Genomic DNA, 17801 nt, shown 5'->3' on the forward strand with positions numbered 1-17801 from the left:
AGGTAGTCCCATGATGCTCAAGGCGCTCATGAACCTCGCGGGCAGCGACCGGCCGGCGCTGTCGCTGACGCTGGCCCGGCAGTTGTCCAAGCCGGTGTACCGGGCCTGCTTCCTCGCCTCCGCGGCGAGCAGCGGGGTGCTGCGGCGGCTCGCCGACCGGCCCAGCGACGTGCCGGCGCTGATGGCCGCCCTCGACCTCGGCACCGACCGGCACCGGCTGCGGGTCTGGCTGGACGTCGGCGTCAGGCTCGGCGATCTGAGGGTGCGGGACGGCCACTACCGGCTGCGCAGCAGGGCCGCGAAGGTACTGGCGCGGCCGGACAACGACTGTTTCGCGGCGATGGTCGACCAGTTGGTGCGGCACCACGGACCGCTGCTGGCCGACGCTCCGGACATGCTGCGCGAGGGGCGCCGGCTGTCCCTCGCCGACCAGGACGGTCCGCTGGTCGCCCGGGTGTCCCGGGTGCTGGAGCCGGCCGTGGAGTCGGCCGTGGAGCGGGTCGTGCGGCGGCGGGGGCCGGTGCGGCTGCTGGAGCTGGGCTGCGGCAGCGGCACGTACGTGCGGTACGCCGCGTCGCTCAACCCGGAGCTGACCGCGGTGGCGGTCGATCTCCGGCGCGACGTGGTGGAGCAGGCGGCGGCCAATCTGGCCGGCTGGGGGCTGGCGGACCGGGTGGAGACCCGGGTGGGCGACCTCCGCACGCTCCGCGCGGGGCCGGAGTTCGACCTCGTCACGCTGCACAACGCCATCTACTACTTCCCGTCCGAGGAGCGGGTCGCGGTACTGGCACGGGCCCGTTCGTTCCTGGCTCCGGGCGGCACGCTGCTGCTCACCACGGGCTGCCGGGGCGGGCCGGCCGCCCTGCACGTGCTCGACCTGTGGTGCCAGTACGGGGACTTCGGCGGTCCGCTGCCGCGGGCGGCGGAGCTGGCCGGCCAGCTGGCGAGCGCGGGACTCGCCGGGGTGCGCAGTCACGCGCTCGTTCCGGGCGGGTCCTTCCGGGCCTTCGTCGGCACCAACGCGCCGCACGGCGCGCACCCCCGGCACGGCGCCGGCGCCCGGCGCGGCTGGGGAGGCTGGGGCGGGCGGGCCGGTGCGCGGGCCCGCCGCCGGTCCGGCGGGCAGGACCCGGCGGGTGGCGCGGGAACGCGCTAGCCCGCCGTGTGGTGCGTCGGATCCCGGCCTGGCGGGGCCGGGATCCGACGCGGCCGGTCGTCAGGTCACCGGTTGTCGTAGCGGATGAAGGAGCGGACCATCCGGCAGGTGGTCTCGGAGGGCGGGTGCACGCCGATCTGGGCGGCGGTGGCGCGTATCCGGGTGTCGGAGGCGTTCTCGGCGCGGTAGACGCCGGAGTTGAGCAGGGCGATGGCCAGGCGCATGGCCTTCAGCCGGCGGTTGTGGGTCTCGTACCACTCGCGGGGCTGCCCGGCGGGCATCCGCTTCTTCGGCAGCGTCGGGAAGCTCGGCAGGTCGGGAAGAGGTGTTGCGGCAACGGCCATCGGCATCCTCCTGAGGCGGTGGGAAACCCTCTGTCTCACCCCTGATTTTACTGCGGGGGACTGACAAAGTCCCCAGGCCAGAGGGGGTTTGAAGGCGCTCGCGATACGGTGTCCGGCATGGAGATCTGGATCAATCCGGCCTGTTCGAAGTGCCGCGGCGCAATCGGTCTGCTCGACGCGGAGGGGGCCGAGTACACCGTTCGCCGCTACCTTGAGGACGTCCCCTCCGAGGAGGAGATCCGGGCGGTGCTCGACCGGCTCGGCCTGGAGCCGTGGGACATCACCCGGACGCAGGAGACGGCGGCCAAGGAGCTGGGATTGAAGGACTGGCCGCGAACGGAGGCGTCCCGGGACCGGTGGATCACGGCGCTCGCGGGGCACCCGAAGCTGATCCAGCGGCCGATCATCACCGCGGACGACGGGTCGGCGCTGGTGGCCCGCACCGACGAGGCGGTGCGGGAAGCGGTGTCGCGGTCGCGGGGGTGAGCGGGCTGTCACGCGCCGGAGCGACTCGCGTGCGGTGGGTGCGGGAGGCGCGCCCCCGGGCCGCCGGGCGGCGCTCCGCCGCGGGCCGGGCCCACGGCGCGCCGGGCGGGGGGTTCGCGCGCCGCGCCGGACAGCCCGCCGGCCGCGCCCCGGACGGGGTGCGGCCGACGGCCTCCGGTGCGGGCCACCGGTCAGGTGGCCCGGCTCCGGCTGTTCCGCATCACCACACCTGCGGCGGCCAGGCCCAGCAGACAGGTGACGGCTCCGACAATGACGTTGTTCCAGATCATGCCCGCGTCCGGGAACCTCGTGACCACCCAGGGGGACACGATCAGCCAGGCTCCGACCGCGCACATGGCCCAGCTCAGGCCGTACATCCGCTCCGGTGCCAGGGTGAGCCCGAGGCCCAGCAGGGCGATGCAGACGCCGACGATCAGGTTGTGCGTGGTGAGGTCGACGTTGCCGGAGAAGTGGACGACCCACGGGGACACCGCGAGGTAGAGACCGGCGAGCAACACGGGCCCGTCGACCAGTACGACATCCCGCTCACCGAGCACACGAGCGTAGCGCTCCTGCATCTCGGACGCGTCGGGATGGCCCCTAAGATCACTTGTGTGACGCGAGAGGTCGGCCATACGTCTCGCCTCCTTCGATCATGTAAGTCTGACCGCGCAGTGCGACGAAGCGCCGCATCACCATTGTGCGCCTCACCTTGATTTATAGGTAGATGTCCGGATCGTTCGGATTCTCCCGGGGTGAGGCGGCCGTTCGAGGGCCAGGGGGCGACGACACGTGGAGCGAGAACCGCACGAGCGCATGGTCGGCCGGGAGGGGCTGCTGGCCCGGGCGCGCGCCCGGCTGGCGGACGGCGGCAGCGTGCTGCTGCCGGGGCCGGCCGGCATCGGCAAGTCCACCGTGCTGCGGGCGCTGGCGGCCGAGTTCGCCGCGCAGGGACAGCTGCTGCTGCGCTGCTCCCCCACCGCGTCCGAGGCACAGCTGCCGTTCCTGTCGCTGATCGACGCGCTCGGGCCGGTGGTGGACGAGGTCGCGGACGGCCTGCCGCTCTCCCAGCGGTCCGTCCTGGACGCCGCGTTGACCGGCCGTTCCGGCGCGGTGGAGCACGGCGACGGCCTGGCCCTGCGGCTGGCCGTGCTCTCGGTGTTCCGGGCACTCGCGGCCCGCTCCCCGGTGCTGCTGGTGGCCGACGACATGCAGTGGGTGGATCCGCCGAGCGCGGAGCTGCTGGCGTTCGTCGCCCGGCGGGTCGGCGGGCTGCCGATCCGGATGATCGGCGCGGTGCGCACCGAGACGGCCGGCGAGCGGCCGGACCGGGACGGCGCCCCGGACCTGGAGCGCCACCTGCGCACCCTGCCGCCGCCGGCCCTGGTGCTGCGGGTCCCGCCGCTCACCCCCGCCCAGGTGTCGGAGCTGCTGGGGCGCCGAAGACGGCCGGCGCTGCCCGGCGCCGTACTGCGCGAGGTCCACCGGGCCAGCGGCGGCAATCCGCTCTTCGCCCTGGAGCTGGGCCGCGCCCTCACCGAGCTGGGCGCCGCGCCCCGCCCCGGCGACCCGCTGCCCGTCCCCACCAGCCTGCGCACCCTGGTCCTGGACCGGTTGCGCACGCTGTCCCCCGAGGCCCGGACCACACTCCTGGTGGCCAGTGCCGGCGCCCGCCCCACACCGGCCCTGCTCCGGGCCGCCGGCCGCGACGACGCCGAGGCGGAGCTGGCCCGGGCGGCCGAACTGGGGGTCGTCGAGGCCGACCACGAGCCGGTCGTCCGGTTCACCCACCCGATCGTGTCGGCCGCGCTGTACGCGGAGGCGTCGCCCCGCGACCGGCGGGCCGCGCACGCCGCGCTGGCCCGCGCGGCGGACGACCCCATCGAGCGCGCCCGGCACTTCGCGCTCGCCACCGTGGGCCGGGACGGCCAGGTCGCGGACACCCTCAGCCGGGCGGCGAGGGTGGCCCGGGAGCGCGGCGCGCCCGCGACGGCGGCCCGGCTGGGCCTGCTGGCCGCCGAACGCACCCCCGAACACGACCCGCGGGCGATCGCCCGGCGGCTGGACGCGGCCGAGGACGCCCTGGTCGCGGGCGAACCGGAGTTCGCCCGGCAGACCGCACAGGAGGTGCTGGCGGACGCGACGCGGCCCGCCGACCGGGTCCGGGCGTGGATCGCGGTGATCGACTCGGCCGGGCAGGCGATGGCGGATGTCGACGACGTGTTCCCGCAGGCGCTCGCGGACGCCGGCGGCGACCCCCGGCTGCTGGCTCCGCTGCGCTACCAGTTGGCCTGGCACGCGCTGCTGGCGAGCGGCTCGCTGCCGCGCGCCCGGACCGAGGCGGCCACCGCGGCGGTACTCGCGGCCGAGTCCGGCGACCGGCGCACCGAGCTGCTGGCGCTCTCCTTCCAGACGCAGACCGAAGTGCTGATGGGGCACCAGAACGCCGAGCAGACTCTGGCCGCGGCACTCGCCGCACCGCAGGACCCGCAGGTGGCGTGCGACCACAACGGGCCCGGTTACAGCCGCTTCCGCTGGCTGCTGATGAGCGACCGCCTGGACGAGGCCCGGGCGGCGGTGAGTTCGCTGGCCCGGCTGGCCGAGCAGCGCGGCGCGGTGGAGGGCCAGATGCTGTTCCTGCGCGGACTGGCGGAGACCGAGCTGCGCGCGGGCCGGTGCGCGAACGCCCTGGAGAGCGCGCACGACAGTCTGCGGCTGGCCCGGGACGCCGGGGTCGGCGAGGGGCCGATACGGCAGCTGGTGGCGCTGGCGGAGGCGGCGGGCGGCAGCGTGACCCGGGCCCTGGCACTGGCCCAGGACGCGGTGTGGCGGGCCGAGGAGGACGGCGACGTGCTGTACCTGGCGCGGAGCCTGTACGCGCTCGGGCACGCCAGGCTGACCGGCGGCGACGCCGAGGGGGCGGTACCGCTGCTGCGCCGGTCCCGGGAGATGGAGGAGCGCCAGGGGGTGGCCGACCCGGCGCAGAGCTACTGGCACGTCGACCTCGCGGAGGCGCTGGTGCGGGTCGGCGAGCCCGATGCGGCACAGCAGGTGGTGGACGAGGCCCGCGCGGTGGCGCTGCGGCTGCGCCGGGGCGGGGTGCTGGCCGTGCTGGACCGGGCGGAGGGGCTGGTGCGGGCCGCGCGGGACGATCTGGACGGCGCGGCGCAGGCCCTGCGGGCGGCGGCGCGCGGGCTGGGCGGGCTGGGCTACCGCGTCGAGGAGGGGCGCGCGGAACTGGCCCTCGCCGATGTGGAGTTCCGCCGCGGCGACCCGGCGGCGGGGCGGGCCGGGCTGGACACGGCGGCCCGGATCTTCCGGCGGGCGAAGGCGGTCCCGTGGCTGGAGCGGGCCGTCGCGTCGCTGGCCGCCGCGACCGACGCGGGCTGCCGGGTCGACGACGGCCCGGGTCCCGGCGGAGCCCGGACGGTCGGCGGCACGGCGCCGCCCGGGCTGCTGGACTCACTCGCCGAGATGGAGCGCCGGGTCGCCACCCTGGTGCTGGAGGGAGCGACCAACCGCGAGATAGCGGCCCGGCTGTTCATCAGCGTCAAGACCGTCGAGGCCACGCTGACCAGGGTCTACCGCAAGCTGGGCATCCGGTCGCGGGTGGACATCGTGCGCCTGGCGTCCCGCGGCGGCTGACCCGGCGGAACCCGGAGGACGACGTCCCGCGACGGGGGCGGCGACCACGGGAAGCGGCCACCCCGCGGCGGGGGAAGGCGACATGGCGGCCACGTGGTGGCGACGTGATGGCGACGGCGGGGCGGCGACCGGTCGGCGACGCCGGAGCCACCGGGCCCGGGGCACCGCGTGCCCGGCCCGCCGCGGCGACCGACCCGGTCGAGCACCGGAAGGGACCGTCCCGCGGCGGGAAGACGACCGGTCCGCGACGCCGGGTCGGCGACCGGTCCGCGAACGCCGCCGGAGCCACCTGTGGGGCCGGAAATGCGGGGCGGGCGGCGTGCGGGCCTGACCGGGAGCGCCGTTCGGAGCAGCCGGTTCCGGGCCGGCGGCGGGCCGGCGCGGCGCGTTCCCGGGGGCCGAAAAGGCCGTGCCCGGCGGGGGCGGCCCCGCCCACCCGGACACTTTCGTCATGGACATGGGGATCTCCCTATGCCCGTACCTGAGGGGCAACCCTCATTGGGGGCACGGCGGCCCGGCTTCTAGCGTGACGCCGTCGACGAGGAAGTCGACAAGTCGTCCCGTCCGGTGTGTGCGCGCCGCGAACGGTGTCACTCCCCACCGCCGGCGGAACCCCCCACTCATGAAACTCCGAGGAGAATCATGTTCTTCAAGCTGCCTCGCCGTGCCAAGCTCGCCGCCGCGGCCGTCGGTGTCGCCGCGTCCCTGGGCGTCGCGCTGTCCGGCACCACCGCCCAGGCCGCGCCGCAGCCCATCGTGGGCGGCTCGACCACCACCGCCAGCGCGTACCCGTACGTCATGCAGATCACCGACTCCGGCCAGAACCAGTTCTGCGGCGGCACCCTGGTGACCCCGACGAAGGTCGTCACCGCCGCGCACTGCATGGTGGGCGAGACCACCAGCTCGGTCCGGGTGGTCGGTGGCCGCACCTACCGCAACGGCACCAACGGCACCGTGGCGAGAGTCAGCAAGATCTGGATCCACCCGGAGTACCGCTCGGTCACCAAGGGCAAGGACATCGCCGTGCTGACGCTGTCCTCGGCCATGCCGTACACCACGGCGAAGTACGTCTCCCCGACCGAGACCAACGTCTACGCCGCGGGCACCACCACCCGCATCGTCGGCTGGGGCACCACCAGCTCGGGCGGTTCCTCCTCCAACCAGCTGCGCACCGCCACCGTGCCGACCACCTCGGACACCTACTGCCGGGGCGCCTACGGCACCCGCTTCATCGCCAGTGACATGGTCTGCGCCGGCTACGACGCGGGCGGCGTGGACACCTGCCAGGGCGACAGCGGCGGCCCGCTGCTGATCGGCGGCCGTCTGGCCGGCATCGTGTCCTGGGGCGACGGCTGCGCCGACCCGGGCATCCCGGGCGTCTACACCCGTCTGACCACCTTCTCCAGCCTGGTGACCCAGCAGATCAACTCCTGAGTCCCGCAGGGCCCCGTGCGACCTGCGCGGGGCCCGGAACCGGCCACCAGCGGCCCGACGCCGCGCGGTGCCCTCCGCACACCGTCACCACCGCCCGCCGGGGACCGACCCCTTCCTCCGGCGGGCGGTCCGACGTCCGGCCCCGGTACCGCCCCGCGCGGCACCGGGGCCGGAACCATGCGGGCCCGCCGGTCCGCCGGGGCCGCCCGGCCGGGGGAATCCCTCGATCCCTCACCTGGCCCAGCGCTCCGGCCGGGTTGTCTGGTTCAATAGGGGGCATGGCCAGCTACCACGACCACGACACCGCGACGGGTCGCTCCGACCTCGAGCCGTTCTGGCCGTCCCGGCAGGCGCACCATTTCGACCGCGAGTGTTGCCGCGCATCCCGCGCGCGGGCCCGCTCGCTCGGCTGACGCTCTCTCAGCAGCCTCCGGCCTCTCCGAGCATTCAGCGGCCTTGACCCGCGCACACGACGTCCCCGTCGCCCCTCTGCGCGAAAGAAGCCGACTCGTCATGTCGTATGTTCGTCCGCTCTCCTCCCCGGCCTCCGCCACCCCCGTCGCCACCCCGCCGCACCCGCACCGGCAGCGGTTGCGAGCCGTCGCACCGGACGAGGTGCCTCCGGTCGCCGAACTGCTGCACTCCGGCGCGACCTGGCTGCCCGCTCCCCCGCACACCCTGCCCAGCCTGCCCGGGCAGCCGCCGATGGTCGGCTACCTGGTGCTCGTCCCGGCCGACCGGCCGGCCGCCGAACCACCCGCCCAGCCCGCCGCCCCGCGCGGGGACGAACTCGTGCGCATCGACGGCGACCAGCGGACCGCCTGGGTGCGGGGGCGCCAGCTGGACCTGACCTACCTGGAGTTCGAGCTGCTGGCCCACCTGGTCGCCCACCCGCACCGGGTGCACACCAGGGACCAGTTGGTGACCACGGTCTGGGGGTACGGCCACGTGGGCGACGGCCGCACGGTGGACGTCCATGTGGCCCGGCTGCGGCGGAAGTTGGGAACCGAACACCGGAAGACGATCGTCACGGTCCGCCGGGTCGGCTACAAGTACGTGCCCACCGCCTAGCGGTGCCGGCCCCGGGGTCTGCCGGGGCGGCGGGCCCGGATGGGCCGCCACGAGGCACCGGGACCCGGGTACGCGGTGAGGGGCCGGGCTCCGCAACTCCGTCGCGCGGGACCGGTTCCGGGCACCCCGTCAACTCGCCCCCGGGTCTCCGGCGCCCTCGGTTCGGGGGTACCCGGCATACCCGCGGGGTGGGGCTAGGTATACCCCTGAAGTGGGGAGAGACCCCGTGACCGATCATGGTCGCCGGCCGCACACTGGAGCCGTCGCCCGAGGTCCGGGTGGCGGGGCAGAGGCAGGAGTGAGGCGATGAAGGCTGGCGGAGCGCTGGTCACCGCGGTGCGGGGGCTGGTCCTGACGATCATGACGCTGGCCGGTTCGATCACCTTGTTCGTCCTGTCGCTGGTGTCGATCGCGCTGATCCCGACGGGTGTCGGGCTGTTCACCACGCCACTGGTGATCGATCTGGTCCGTGCCCATGCGGACAACCGGCGGCGGCTGGCCCACGAGTGGGGCCAGGTGTCCATAGCCCGGCCCTACCGCCCCGTGCCCGAGGGCCTGCGCGGCGGCCTGCCCGGCGTGGTGAAGCGCTGCTTCCTGCTGCTCAGGGACCCGGCGACATGGCGGGACCTGATGTGGCTGTCCGTCGACATGACGGCGGGCTGTCTGCTGGCGATCCTGCCGCCGGCCCTGCTCCTCGACGGCGTGTTCGGCTATGTACTGGCGGCCGGGGTGTGGCGGCCGATATACGACACGGGGTCCGGCTACTGGTACAGCTTCATCCAGATCGAGAGCCAGACCTCCGCCTTCCTCGCCGCGGGGCTGGGCACCGTGTACATCGCGATCGCGCTGACCGCCGGCCGGGCGATCCAGCGCGGGCACTTCTTCCTGACCCGGGCGTTCCTGGCCCCCACCCCCCAGATGTCCCTCGCCGCCCGGGTCGAGCGGCTCACCGCCACCCGGCACGACGCCCTGGACACCTCGGCCGCCGAACTGCGGCGTATCGAGCGGGATCTGCACGACGGCGCGCAGGCCCGGCTGGTGGCCATGGGGATGAGCCTGGGCACCATCGAGGCGCTGATCGAGAAGGACCCCGCCAAGGCCAAGGAACTGCTGGCCGCGGCCCGCACCAGCTCGGCGGAGGCCCTGGCCGAGCTGCGCGACCTGGTGCGGGGCATACATCCGCCCGTGCTGGCCGAGCGCGGTCTCGGCGACGCGGTCCGGGCCCTGACCCTGCGGATGGAGATGCCCGTGATGGTCGACGTGGAGATCCCCGGGCGGGTCGAGGAACCGGTGGAGGCGGCCGCGTACTTCGCGATCAGTGAAGCCCTGACGAACGCGGCGAAGCACTCCGGCGCCGACCAGGTCTGGGTGGACGTGCACTACGCCGAGGGGGCGCTGCGCATGGCGGTGACCGACGACGGCCGGGGCGGGGCGGCGCTGTCCGCCGGGTCCGGGCTGCGGGGAGTGGAACGCCGGCTGGGAGCCTTCGACGGTGTGCTGGCGGTCAGCAGCCCGCCCGGCGGGCCGACGATGGTGACCATGGAAGTGCCCTGCGAGCCGGCGATACGGGAGGGCCGACGGTGACCGCGGCCTGACCGGACCGACCGGCCCGCCGAGTGGCGGTCTCCGTCCCGGTGCCCGAGTGGCAGGCGGCCGTCCGCGGGCGGTCCCCGGGCGTCCACCGGCGGGCGGTGTCCGTCCGCAGCAGGCCGAGGCCCGTCCGCGGCCGGGCGGTGTCCGTCAGTGGGCGGGCCCGCCGGAGCGCAGCAGGTGCCGCAGGATCCGTTCGGCATGGGTCCACAGCAGCGCGCCACCGGCCTCGGGCAGGACATGGTGGCGTGCGGTGGGGATGCGCCGGGCGAGGGTGGCGCCTTGATCGGGGGAGTGAACGGTACTCGTGTCGAGTGCCCCGTACCAGATGTCGACCGGGACGGTGATCCGCGCCGGGTCGAACGTCCACCGGCTCATGCTCAGCAGCGTGTCCCGGGCGTATCCGGCCGGCCCCTGGCGGAAGCCCTCGGCCAGGGCCTGGCGGAACAGCGGCTCGAACCGGGCCTCGCGGTACACCGCCCGATCGGTCTCACCGCTGCCCGCCAGGATCACCTCCCACAGGGTGTCGGCGCTGCCGAAGGCGGCGAAGGACTCCTCCGCACGCCGCGGGTCGGTGGTCGCGAGGCGCACCAGTTCGCGGACCTCCGGCGGCAGCGCGTCCGCGAAGCCGGGGGCGGCCAGTTCGTCCCCGGCCGAGACGACGGCCACCGCCGAGGCCAGTCCGCGCGCCGCGCAGCACAGGGCGAACGGGGTGCCCTGGGAGAAGCCGACGATCCGCAACCGCTCGGCCGGCAGGTCGCGGTCGGCGGCGAGGTGGCGGACGTCCGTCGCCCAGTCGTCCAGGGTCCGGCCGGGCGACGGGTCGGAGGCACCGAGCCCGGGGCGGTCCACCGACACCAGGCGCACCCGCAGCGGGTCGCGCGGGACGTCCGCCCCGAAGTTCAGCCGCCGGGAGGTGCCCGCGCCGGGGCAGAGCAGGACCGGCGTACCGTCCGGAGGTCCCCACTCGGCCCAGCCCAGCCGCCGCCCGTCGGGCAGCACGCTCACTCCCGTCCGGTGGGGGTCGTCCGCGTATGCGCTCATGCCGCCATGTTCGCCCGCCGGCCCCACCGGTGCATCCGATTTCCGGGCGGTGCGGTATGCCGTTCGGCCGGCGGTACATTCATGGCTGTCCGGTGCCTCGTCGTCCGGAGCTGTTCCCCGCCGTCCCGCCCGCCGGGCCGGCCCGCTCTCCCGTCCCCCGTCCCGCCTGGTCCCCCATCTCCGAACCGTCTCCGTGGAGTTGCTGTGCGCGTGGTTGTCGCCGAAGACCTCTTCCTGCTGCGGGACGGTCTGGTCCGGATGCTGGAGGCGTACGACTTCGAGATCGCCGCGGCGGTGGAGAGCGGCCCGGAGCTGAGCCGGGCGCTGGCCGACCTCGATCCGGACGTCGCCGTGGTCGACGTGCGGCTGCCTCCGTCCTTCACCGACGAGGGCCTGCAGTGCGCGCTGGCCGCCCGCCGCGCCTCCCCCGGCCTTCCGGTCCTGGTGCTCTCCCAGCACGTGGAGCAGTTGTACGCGCGGGAGTTGCTGGCCGACGGCAGCGGCGGGGTCGGCTATCTGCTCAAGGACCGGGTCTTCGACGCCGACCAGTTCGTCGACGCGGTGCGGCGGGTGGCCGCGGGCGGCACCGCGATGGACCCGCAGGTGATCTCGCAGCTGCTGACCCGGCGGGGCCGGGACAAGCCGATGGGGAGCCTGACGCCCCGTGAGCGGGAGGTGATGGAGCTGATGGCCCAGGGCCGGTCCAACGCGGCGATAGCGGCGCAGCTGTTCGTCACCGAGCGGGCGGTGGCGAAGCACACCTCGAACATCTTCGGCAAGCTCGGGCTTCCGCAGTCCGACGACGACAACCGCCGGGTGCTGGCCGTGCTGGCCTACCTGGACCGCGGCTGAGCACCCGCCCGCCCTTGCCCCGGCCCCGGCCCCGCGTCGGCCCCCGCGGGGCGCCGCGGGCCCGGACCCCGCACCGCTGCCACCGGCACCCGCCCGGGCCCGCACCGCCGCCGCCCCCCGCCCGGGCCCCGCACCGCCGCCGGCGGCACCGCCAGGGCCGCGGGCCCGCCACCGGCCCCCGCCCGGCACCGCCGGCCCCCGTCCCGTCCGGCTGAGCGGGGGTGGCCCGTCCGGCTCACCCGCGGCCGCCGTACGGCGTGCCCCGCGCGCACCATTGCTCCCGTCACGCAACGCTGGTTAAGTGCCCAGGGCACACGACCGTTGGCCTTTCGTTGGGGGCACACGTGAGTGATCTGACCAGACGTACGCTGATCGGCACCGCCGGGGCGCTCGGTGCCGGAGCCGCGCTGGGGAGCGGGACTCCCGCCGCGGCCGGTGAACCGGACGACGACGCCGGCCGCGCCGACGGCCCCGCGTTCGACACCGGACCGGCCCGGGCCGCGCTGGAGCGGCTCCTCCCCGACCATGCCGACCAGTTCCGGCTGGATCCGCTGCGCGGCGCGCCGGAGCGGTTCGAGGTGTCGGGCAGGCCGGGCCGGATCACGGTGGCGGGGACCAGCCCCGCGGTGCTCCTGACCGGTGTGCACTGGTACCTGAAGTACACCTGTCAGGCACATGTCTCCTGGTCCGGAAACCAGCTCGGGCTGCCGAAGAAGCTCCCCGCGCCGCGCGACGCGATCCGGCAGAGCACCTCGCTGCCGCACCGGTTCGCGTTCAACGACACCCACGACGGTTACACCGCCCCGTACGCGGACTGGGACCGCTGGGAGCGGCTGATCGACGTGGCGGCGCTGCACGGCTGCAACGAGCTGCTGGTCACCACCGGGCAGGAAGCGGTGTACCACCGGTTGCTGCAGGACTTCGGGTACTCCGACGAGGAGGCGCGAGCCTGGCTGCCCGCGCCCTCCCACCAGCCGTGGTGGCTGCTGCAGAACATGAGCGGCTACGGCGGCCCGATGAGCCGGGCACTGCTCGACCGGCGGGCCGGGCTGGGCCGGCGCATCGCCGACCGGCTCCGCGAACTGGGCATGGCCCCGGTGCTGCCGGGCTACTTCGGCACCGTCCCGGACGGCTTCGCGGCCCGCAACCCGGAGGCGCGCACCGTGCCGCAGGGGGACTGGGCCGGGCTCAAGCGCCCGGACTGGCTCGACCCGCGCACCCCGGCCTTCCGGGCGGTGGCCGAGTCGTTCTACCGGCACCAGCGGGAGCTCTTCGGCCCGGTCGACCTGTTCAAGATGGATCTGCTGCACGAGGGCGGCAGTCCGGGCGACGTGCCGGTGCCGGAGGCGGCGCGGGCGGTGGAGGCCGCGCTGCAGACCGCCCGCCCCGGCGCGACCTGGGTGATCCTCGGCTGGCAGGAGAACCCGCGCCGGGACCTGCTGGACGCGGTCGACCACGACCGGATGCTGGTGGTGGACGGGCTGTCGGACCTGGAGACGGTCACCGACCGGGAGCGGGACTGGGGCGGGGTGCCGTTCGCGTTCGGCACCATCCCCAACTTCGGTGGGCGCACCACGATCGGCGCCAAGACCCACATGTGGGCGGAGCGGTTCACCCGGTGGCGGGACAAGCCCGGCAGCAAGCTGGTCGGCACCGCCTACATGGCGGAGGCGGTGGAGCGGGACCCGGCGGCGTTCGAGCTCTTCAGCGAGCTGGCGTGGCGGGACGGGGCGGTGGACCGGGCGGAGTGGTTCGACGGTTACGCCGACGCCCGGTTCGGCGGCCGGGACCACCGGGCCCGGGAGGCGTTCGCGGCCCTGCGGGAGACCGCGTACGAGATCAGCAGCCGCGACGGGCGCCCGCATGACAGCGTCTTCGCCGCCCGCCCCAGCCTGGCGGCCCGTTCCGGCACCAACTACGCCACCCACACCCCCGCGTTCGACCCGGCGGGCTTCGACGCCGCGCTCACCGCGCTGCTGGCGGTGCGCCCGCCGCTGCGGGACAGCGACGCCTACCGGCACGACCTGACCGATGTGGCCCGGCAGGCGCTGGCCAACCGCTCCTGGCAGCTGATCCCGCAGCTCCAGGCCGCCTACGCCCGCAAGGACCGGGAGACGTTCGCGGCGCTCTCCCGGCTGTGGCTGAAGCTGATGCGGCTGAGCGACGAGATGTCGGGGGCCCACCGGGCGTTCCTGCTGGGCCCGTGGCTGGAGGACGCCAAGCGGCTGGCCACGGACGAGGCGGAGGCGGCCCGGCTGGAGTGGACCGCCCGCACGCTGATCACCACCTGGGCGGACCGGCCCACCGCGGACGGCGGCAAACTGGCCAACTACGCCAACCGCGACTGGAGCGGCCTGATCGCGGACTTCCATCTGCCGCAGTGGCAGAGCTACCTGGACGAGCTGGAGGACGCGCTCGCCCAGGGGCGGCCGCCCAGGAGCTTCGACTGGTACGCGATCGAGGAGCCGTGGACCCGGGAGCGCAAGAGCTACCCGGTGCGGCCCACCAGTGACGCCCACCGCACCGCCCGCCGGGTGTACGACGCCCTGGCCAAGGCCCCCTACCAGGGCACCCTGACGGTCGGCGCGGAGCCGACCGCGCTGCCGCCGGGCGGCACCGGGACGCTCACCGCCGCGTTCCGGAACGTCAACGGGCTGAGCGCCACCGGCCGGGTGGACTTCGAGCTGACCGGCCTGGCGGCCACCCCGCAGGGACCGCTGTCGCTGGACGGCGTCCCGGCCGGCGGCACCGGCGAGGCCCGGTGGCGGACGGCCGCGCCGGCGGAGCCGCTGGACCGTCCGCTCAAGCCGCTGCCGTACCAGCTGGCGGTGTCCTACGGGCCGAAGGGCGAGGAGCGGGTCCGGGCCGTCCAGGACGGCACCCTGTGGGTGGCCGGGCCCCTGGAGACGGGGCTGCGGACGGTCACCGGCAACACGGCCGTGTTCGGGCAGCTCGGGGAGCGGTTCGCGATCGACGGTGCCGGCCAGGACCTGTGGCGGGCCACCGCGGAGTTCGGCTCGGTCTACCGGGAGGGCGCGCTGGCCGCCGGTGGGCAGCTGACGGTACGGGTGGACGCCCAGGCGGTCACCGGGCCGTGGGCGCGCGCCGGGCTGGTGGTGCGGGACAGCCTGGCCACCGCGGGCGCGCCGGGCTTCCTCAACCTGGCGGTCACCCCGGCCAACGGCGTGGTGCTGTCGTACGACAGCAACGGTGACGGGACGCTGGACACCTACCGGCGGATCACCGGCGTCAAGGCTCCGGTGCACCTGCGGCTGATCCGGACCGGCGCCACCTCCTACACCGGCGAGCTGTCCACGGACGGCGCGACCTGGCGCACGGTCGCCACCGTCACCGTGCCGCGGGCGGCGCCCGCGCAGGACGCGGGGATCTTCATGACCGCCACCCACGGGGGCAGCGGGGCGCGCGGCACGGTCGAGTTCAGCGGCTGGCGCTTCGGCTGAGACGGCCCCGGCCCGCCCCCACCGCCCGGTGTCCCGACGGCCCGGCCCGCACCGCACGGGCCGGGCCGCCCGGGCCGGTGACGGCGACAGCCCGGCGGGCTGGTGACGGCCCGGCCGGCCGGCGCCTGCCGTGAGGTGCCGGTCCCGGTCGCGGGTGCCGTGAGGTGCCGGTCCCGGTCGCGGGTGCCTGCATGCGCTGGACGGACCGACACGGTGGGGAGCCGCCGGTGGCCGGGCGGGCCCCTGCCGTACCGGGCGCCTGGGGTTACCGGGCCCCTGTCGTACCGGCGCCTGTACCGGACGCCTGTCGTACCGGCGCCTGTCGTGCGGGCCCCCGTCGTACCGGGGCCCCGCCGTACCGGGCGCGGGGTTCCGGGCAGGCGGGGCCTGGCGGACGAGCGCGACACTCCGCCCGAACGGCTCAAAGTGACCATCGCACCTATCACTCGTTCTACGCACCGTGGAGCACCAGCAGTCGACAGCCACCCTCTCCGGGCCTCCCCCGCAGGCCGACGTCGAGCCGGTCGACGTCGAGCAGGCCGAGGCGGCCATCGTCGAGCACTACCCGCGACTGGTGCGGCTGGCCTATCTCGTCCTGCCGCCGGGCATGCCCCGGGACCGGCGGGTGCTGACCGCGCACGGCCTGGTGCAGCGGGCGCTGCCCCGTCACCGGTCGAGCGGGGCCGTGACCGGACCGCCCGGGCAGCGGATGCCGGACGGGCCGGGTCCGGCCGGGTCCGGCTACGCCTACGTACGGCTGCGGGTGGTGCGCGGCGCCCTGGCGGCGGGCCGGACCCGCCGCTTCTGCCGGCTGCCGCGCCGCGGCCAACTGCCGCCGCTGCTCCCCCTGGTCCGTGGGCTGCGGCTGCTCCCGCGGACCGGCGGGGCGGACGCGGTCGCCCTGGACGGGGCCCTGGCCGGGCTCTCCGGGCCCGGCCGCGCCGCGTACGCGCTGCGCGCCGCGGAACGGCTGCCCGAGCGGGCCGCGCGGGCCGTGCTGGCCGCCGCCGGTGTGACCGACCCGGGGGCCGCGCTGGCCGAGGCCGCGGCGGTCCGGGATCCGGCCGGCAGCCGGGACGCGTCGCCGCTGGAGTCGCCGGGGTTCGACCCGTGTGTGCTGCAGGCGCGGCCGACGGACCTGCTGCGCCGGCGGCAGCACGGGCGGGCGGCCCTGGTGGGTGCCGCGGCGCTGGTGGTGTGCGGCACCCTGCTCGGCGTGCCGGGCGAGGGCTGGGGGCCGGAGCGTGCCGTGGTGCCGGCCGAGCGTCCGGACCCCGCGCTGGTGGCCGCCACGGACCCGGCCAGGCTCACCCGTGCCGAGCCCGGTGCCTGGCGGTCGGCCACCCGGGCCGACTTCGCCACCTGGCCCGCGCGGGGCGGCCGCACCGGTGACAGCGCACTGCTCCGCCGCGCGCTGCGGACCTGGGCGCGGCCGGGTGCGCAGGTTCAGCTGTCGGTGACACCGGGCACCCCCTCCGGCGCACCGGCCGGCCCGCCCCAGCTCCTCTACGCCGGGGACGTCGGGCAGGCCAGTGTGGTGGTGCTGTACGACGGGCTGCGGGTGGTGCGGTACGCCGAACCCAGCAGCGGCGGTCCGGACTCCGCGGGGCGGCGGACCGGGGAGCGGCGGACGGCCCGGGCGGACGGCGCCGGCGGCCCGGCGGCCCCGGACCGCACCACCGGCACCACCGGCACCGGCAGCGGCACGGCCGGCCGGGAAGGGCTCGATGCGGACGGCGTCGGCACCGGACCGCGTCCCGCGGCGCTGGACTTCGCCCGGGTCGACGCCGGGGACGAGGCGTCCGCCACCGCACTGGTGATCAGCCGGTCCGCCGACCGGGTGCGCTATCTGACCGCGCCGTGGGTCCGTACCGTACGGGTGCGCGACCTGCTGGCCCCGCAGGCCGCGGGGAAGCCCCTGGACCGGGCCGCGGACGGGGTGACCGCCCCGGTGAGCAGTCCGGTGGCCCGGGAGGGTGGTGGATGCGGCAGCTGGGCGGCGCTGCAGTTCGGCGCGCGGCTGGTGACCGACCTCGGCGAGATCGTGCCGGCCCGGCTGACCCACGGCACCCCGCCGGCCGTCCACGACGTGACCGGGCCGCAGGCCCGCGCGCGCTGGGCGGGGTCCGCCTGCCGGCTCGCCTCGATGGCCTCGCGCGGCGTGCGGAGCGTGAACACCTGGCGGTTCGCCACCCAGCCGCTGCCCGACGGGACCGGGGTCGCCGACTGGGTCTGCACCCGCGCGGAGACCTGGCGGGGTTCGGGGAGCAGCGTCCTGGCGCAGTTCCGGCCGGCCGCGGCGAAACCTGGCACCCAGGGCACGGTGACCGCGACCGCGCGGGACTCGGCGGCGTGCGGGCCGCGGCAGCCGCGGGTGCTGAGCGGGGTGCGGTGGCGGTCCGGGGCCGGCCAGTGGTTCCTGCTCGCGGCCGGCAGCCCGGAGGTGGTCTCCATCGCCTCCGGTGGTGAGGTGCGCGGCGCGGTGCTGGGGCACACGCTGGCGCTGCCCGCCTCGGCCGAGGTCCGGCCGCGGCTGCGGGCCCGGCTCTCCGACGGCTCGCGGATCCGGGCGCTGGGCTGACCGGCGATGCGGAACGTGCCGGCGGGCGCCGGTCCGCGTCCCCGGGCCGGTGGCGCGAGGCCGGCCCCGCGCCGGTGAGCCGGGGTTTCGCCGTCCGCGGCGGCCACGTCCCGGGCCCCGGTCATTAGAGTGTCCGC

At 75.8% G+C, this 17801-nt stretch carries 13 protein-coding genes; 10 read left to right on the forward strand and 3 right to left on the reverse strand.

Annotated features, from left to right (window positions below):
* Positions 1–10: 10 nt before the first annotated feature.
* Complete coding sequence (locus tag ACH4B3_RS10980) at positions 11–1156, forward strand: SAM-dependent methyltransferase (RefSeq protein WP_398462479.1); 1146 nt, start codon at positions 11–13, stop codon at positions 1154–1156.
* Between the two features lie 65 nt (positions 1157–1221).
* On the opposite strand, the gene ACH4B3_RS10985 is transcribed toward ACH4B3_RS10980, so the two are convergent.
* Entirely contained in the window at positions 1222–1500 is a 279-nt protein-coding gene (locus ACH4B3_RS10985) for a hypothetical protein (protein ID WP_398462480.1), read from the reverse strand.
* Between the two features lie 117 nt (positions 1501–1617).
* Here ACH4B3_RS10985 and ACH4B3_RS10990 point away from each other — a divergent pair, with 117 nt between their 5' ends.
* Positions 1618–1986 carry an arsenate reductase family protein gene (locus ACH4B3_RS10990; RefSeq protein ID WP_398462481.1) on the forward strand — a complete coding sequence of 123 codons (369 nt, stop codon included), beginning with the start codon at positions 1618–1620 and terminating at the stop codon, positions 1984–1986.
* Between the two features lie 191 nt (positions 1987–2177).
* Here ACH4B3_RS10990 and ACH4B3_RS10995 read toward each other — a convergent pair whose 3' ends face one another.
* Positions 2178–2621 carry an SPW repeat protein gene (locus ACH4B3_RS10995; protein ID WP_398462482.1) on the reverse strand — a complete coding sequence of 148 codons (444 nt, stop codon included), beginning with the start codon at positions 2619–2621 and terminating at the stop codon, positions 2178–2180.
* Positions 2622–2802: 181 nt separating this feature from the next.
* On the opposite strand from ACH4B3_RS10995, the gene ACH4B3_RS11000 reads away from it, so the two are divergent.
* The 5 genes from ACH4B3_RS11000 to ACH4B3_RS11020 all read left to right on the forward strand — a co-directional run bounded on the left by ACH4B3_RS11000 (position 2803) and on the right by ACH4B3_RS11020 (position 9720).
* A complete protein-coding gene (locus ACH4B3_RS11000) occupies positions 2803–5631 on the forward strand; it encodes an AAA family ATPase (RefSeq protein WP_398462752.1) in 2829 nt (942 codons plus the stop codon).
* A 642-nt stretch (positions 5632–6273) separates the two neighbouring features.
* Complete coding sequence (locus tag ACH4B3_RS11005) at positions 6274–7065, forward strand: S1 family peptidase (protein ID WP_398462483.1); 792 nt, start codon at positions 6274–6276, stop codon at positions 7063–7065.
* A 278-nt stretch (positions 7066–7343) separates the two neighbouring features.
* Positions 7344–7478: a hypothetical protein gene (locus ACH4B3_RS11010; protein ID WP_398462484.1), complete on the forward strand. Its 135-nt coding sequence runs from the start codon at positions 7344–7346 to the stop codon at positions 7476–7478.
* Between the two features lie 100 nt (positions 7479–7578).
* Entirely contained in the window at positions 7579–8136 is a 558-nt protein-coding gene (locus ACH4B3_RS11015; RefSeq protein WP_398462485.1) for a winged helix-turn-helix domain-containing protein, read from the forward strand.
* 306 nt (positions 8137–8442) lie between these two features.
* A complete protein-coding gene (locus tag ACH4B3_RS11020) occupies positions 8443–9720 on the forward strand; it encodes a sensor histidine kinase (RefSeq protein ID WP_398462486.1) in 1278 nt (425 codons plus the stop codon).
* Positions 9721–9876: 156 nt separating this feature from the next.
* On the opposite strand, the gene ACH4B3_RS11025 is transcribed toward ACH4B3_RS11020, so the two are convergent.
* On the reverse strand, positions 9877–10770 hold the full coding sequence (locus tag ACH4B3_RS11025; RefSeq protein WP_398462487.1) for an alpha/beta fold hydrolase: 894 nt from the start codon (positions 10768–10770) through the stop codon (positions 9877–9879).
* A 204-nt stretch (positions 10771–10974) separates the two neighbouring features.
* On the opposite strand from ACH4B3_RS11025, the gene ACH4B3_RS11030 reads away from it, so the two are divergent.
* From ACH4B3_RS11030 to ACH4B3_RS11040, 3 genes are all read left to right on the forward strand, one after another.
* Positions 10975–11622, forward strand: coding sequence for a LuxR C-terminal-related transcriptional regulator (locus ACH4B3_RS11030; protein WP_398462488.1), 648 nt, complete (start codon positions 10975–10977; stop codon positions 11620–11622).
* Between the two features lie 344 nt (positions 11623–11966).
* Entirely contained in the window at positions 11967–15083 is a 3117-nt protein-coding gene (locus tag ACH4B3_RS11035; protein WP_398462489.1) for an alpha-N-acetylglucosaminidase, read from the forward strand.
* Between the two features lie 460 nt (positions 15084–15543).
* The gene (locus ACH4B3_RS11040; protein WP_398462490.1) at positions 15544–17664 is read left to right on the forward strand and encodes a hypothetical protein; all 2121 of its coding nucleotides are present in this window, start codon (positions 15544–15546) and stop codon (positions 17662–17664) included.
* Positions 17665–17801 lie beyond the last annotated feature (137 nt).

It is taken from the genome of Streptomyces sp. NPDC018031, from assembly GCF_044327625.1.
GTDB lineage: Bacteria > Actinomycetota > Actinomycetes > Streptomycetales > Streptomycetaceae > Streptomyces.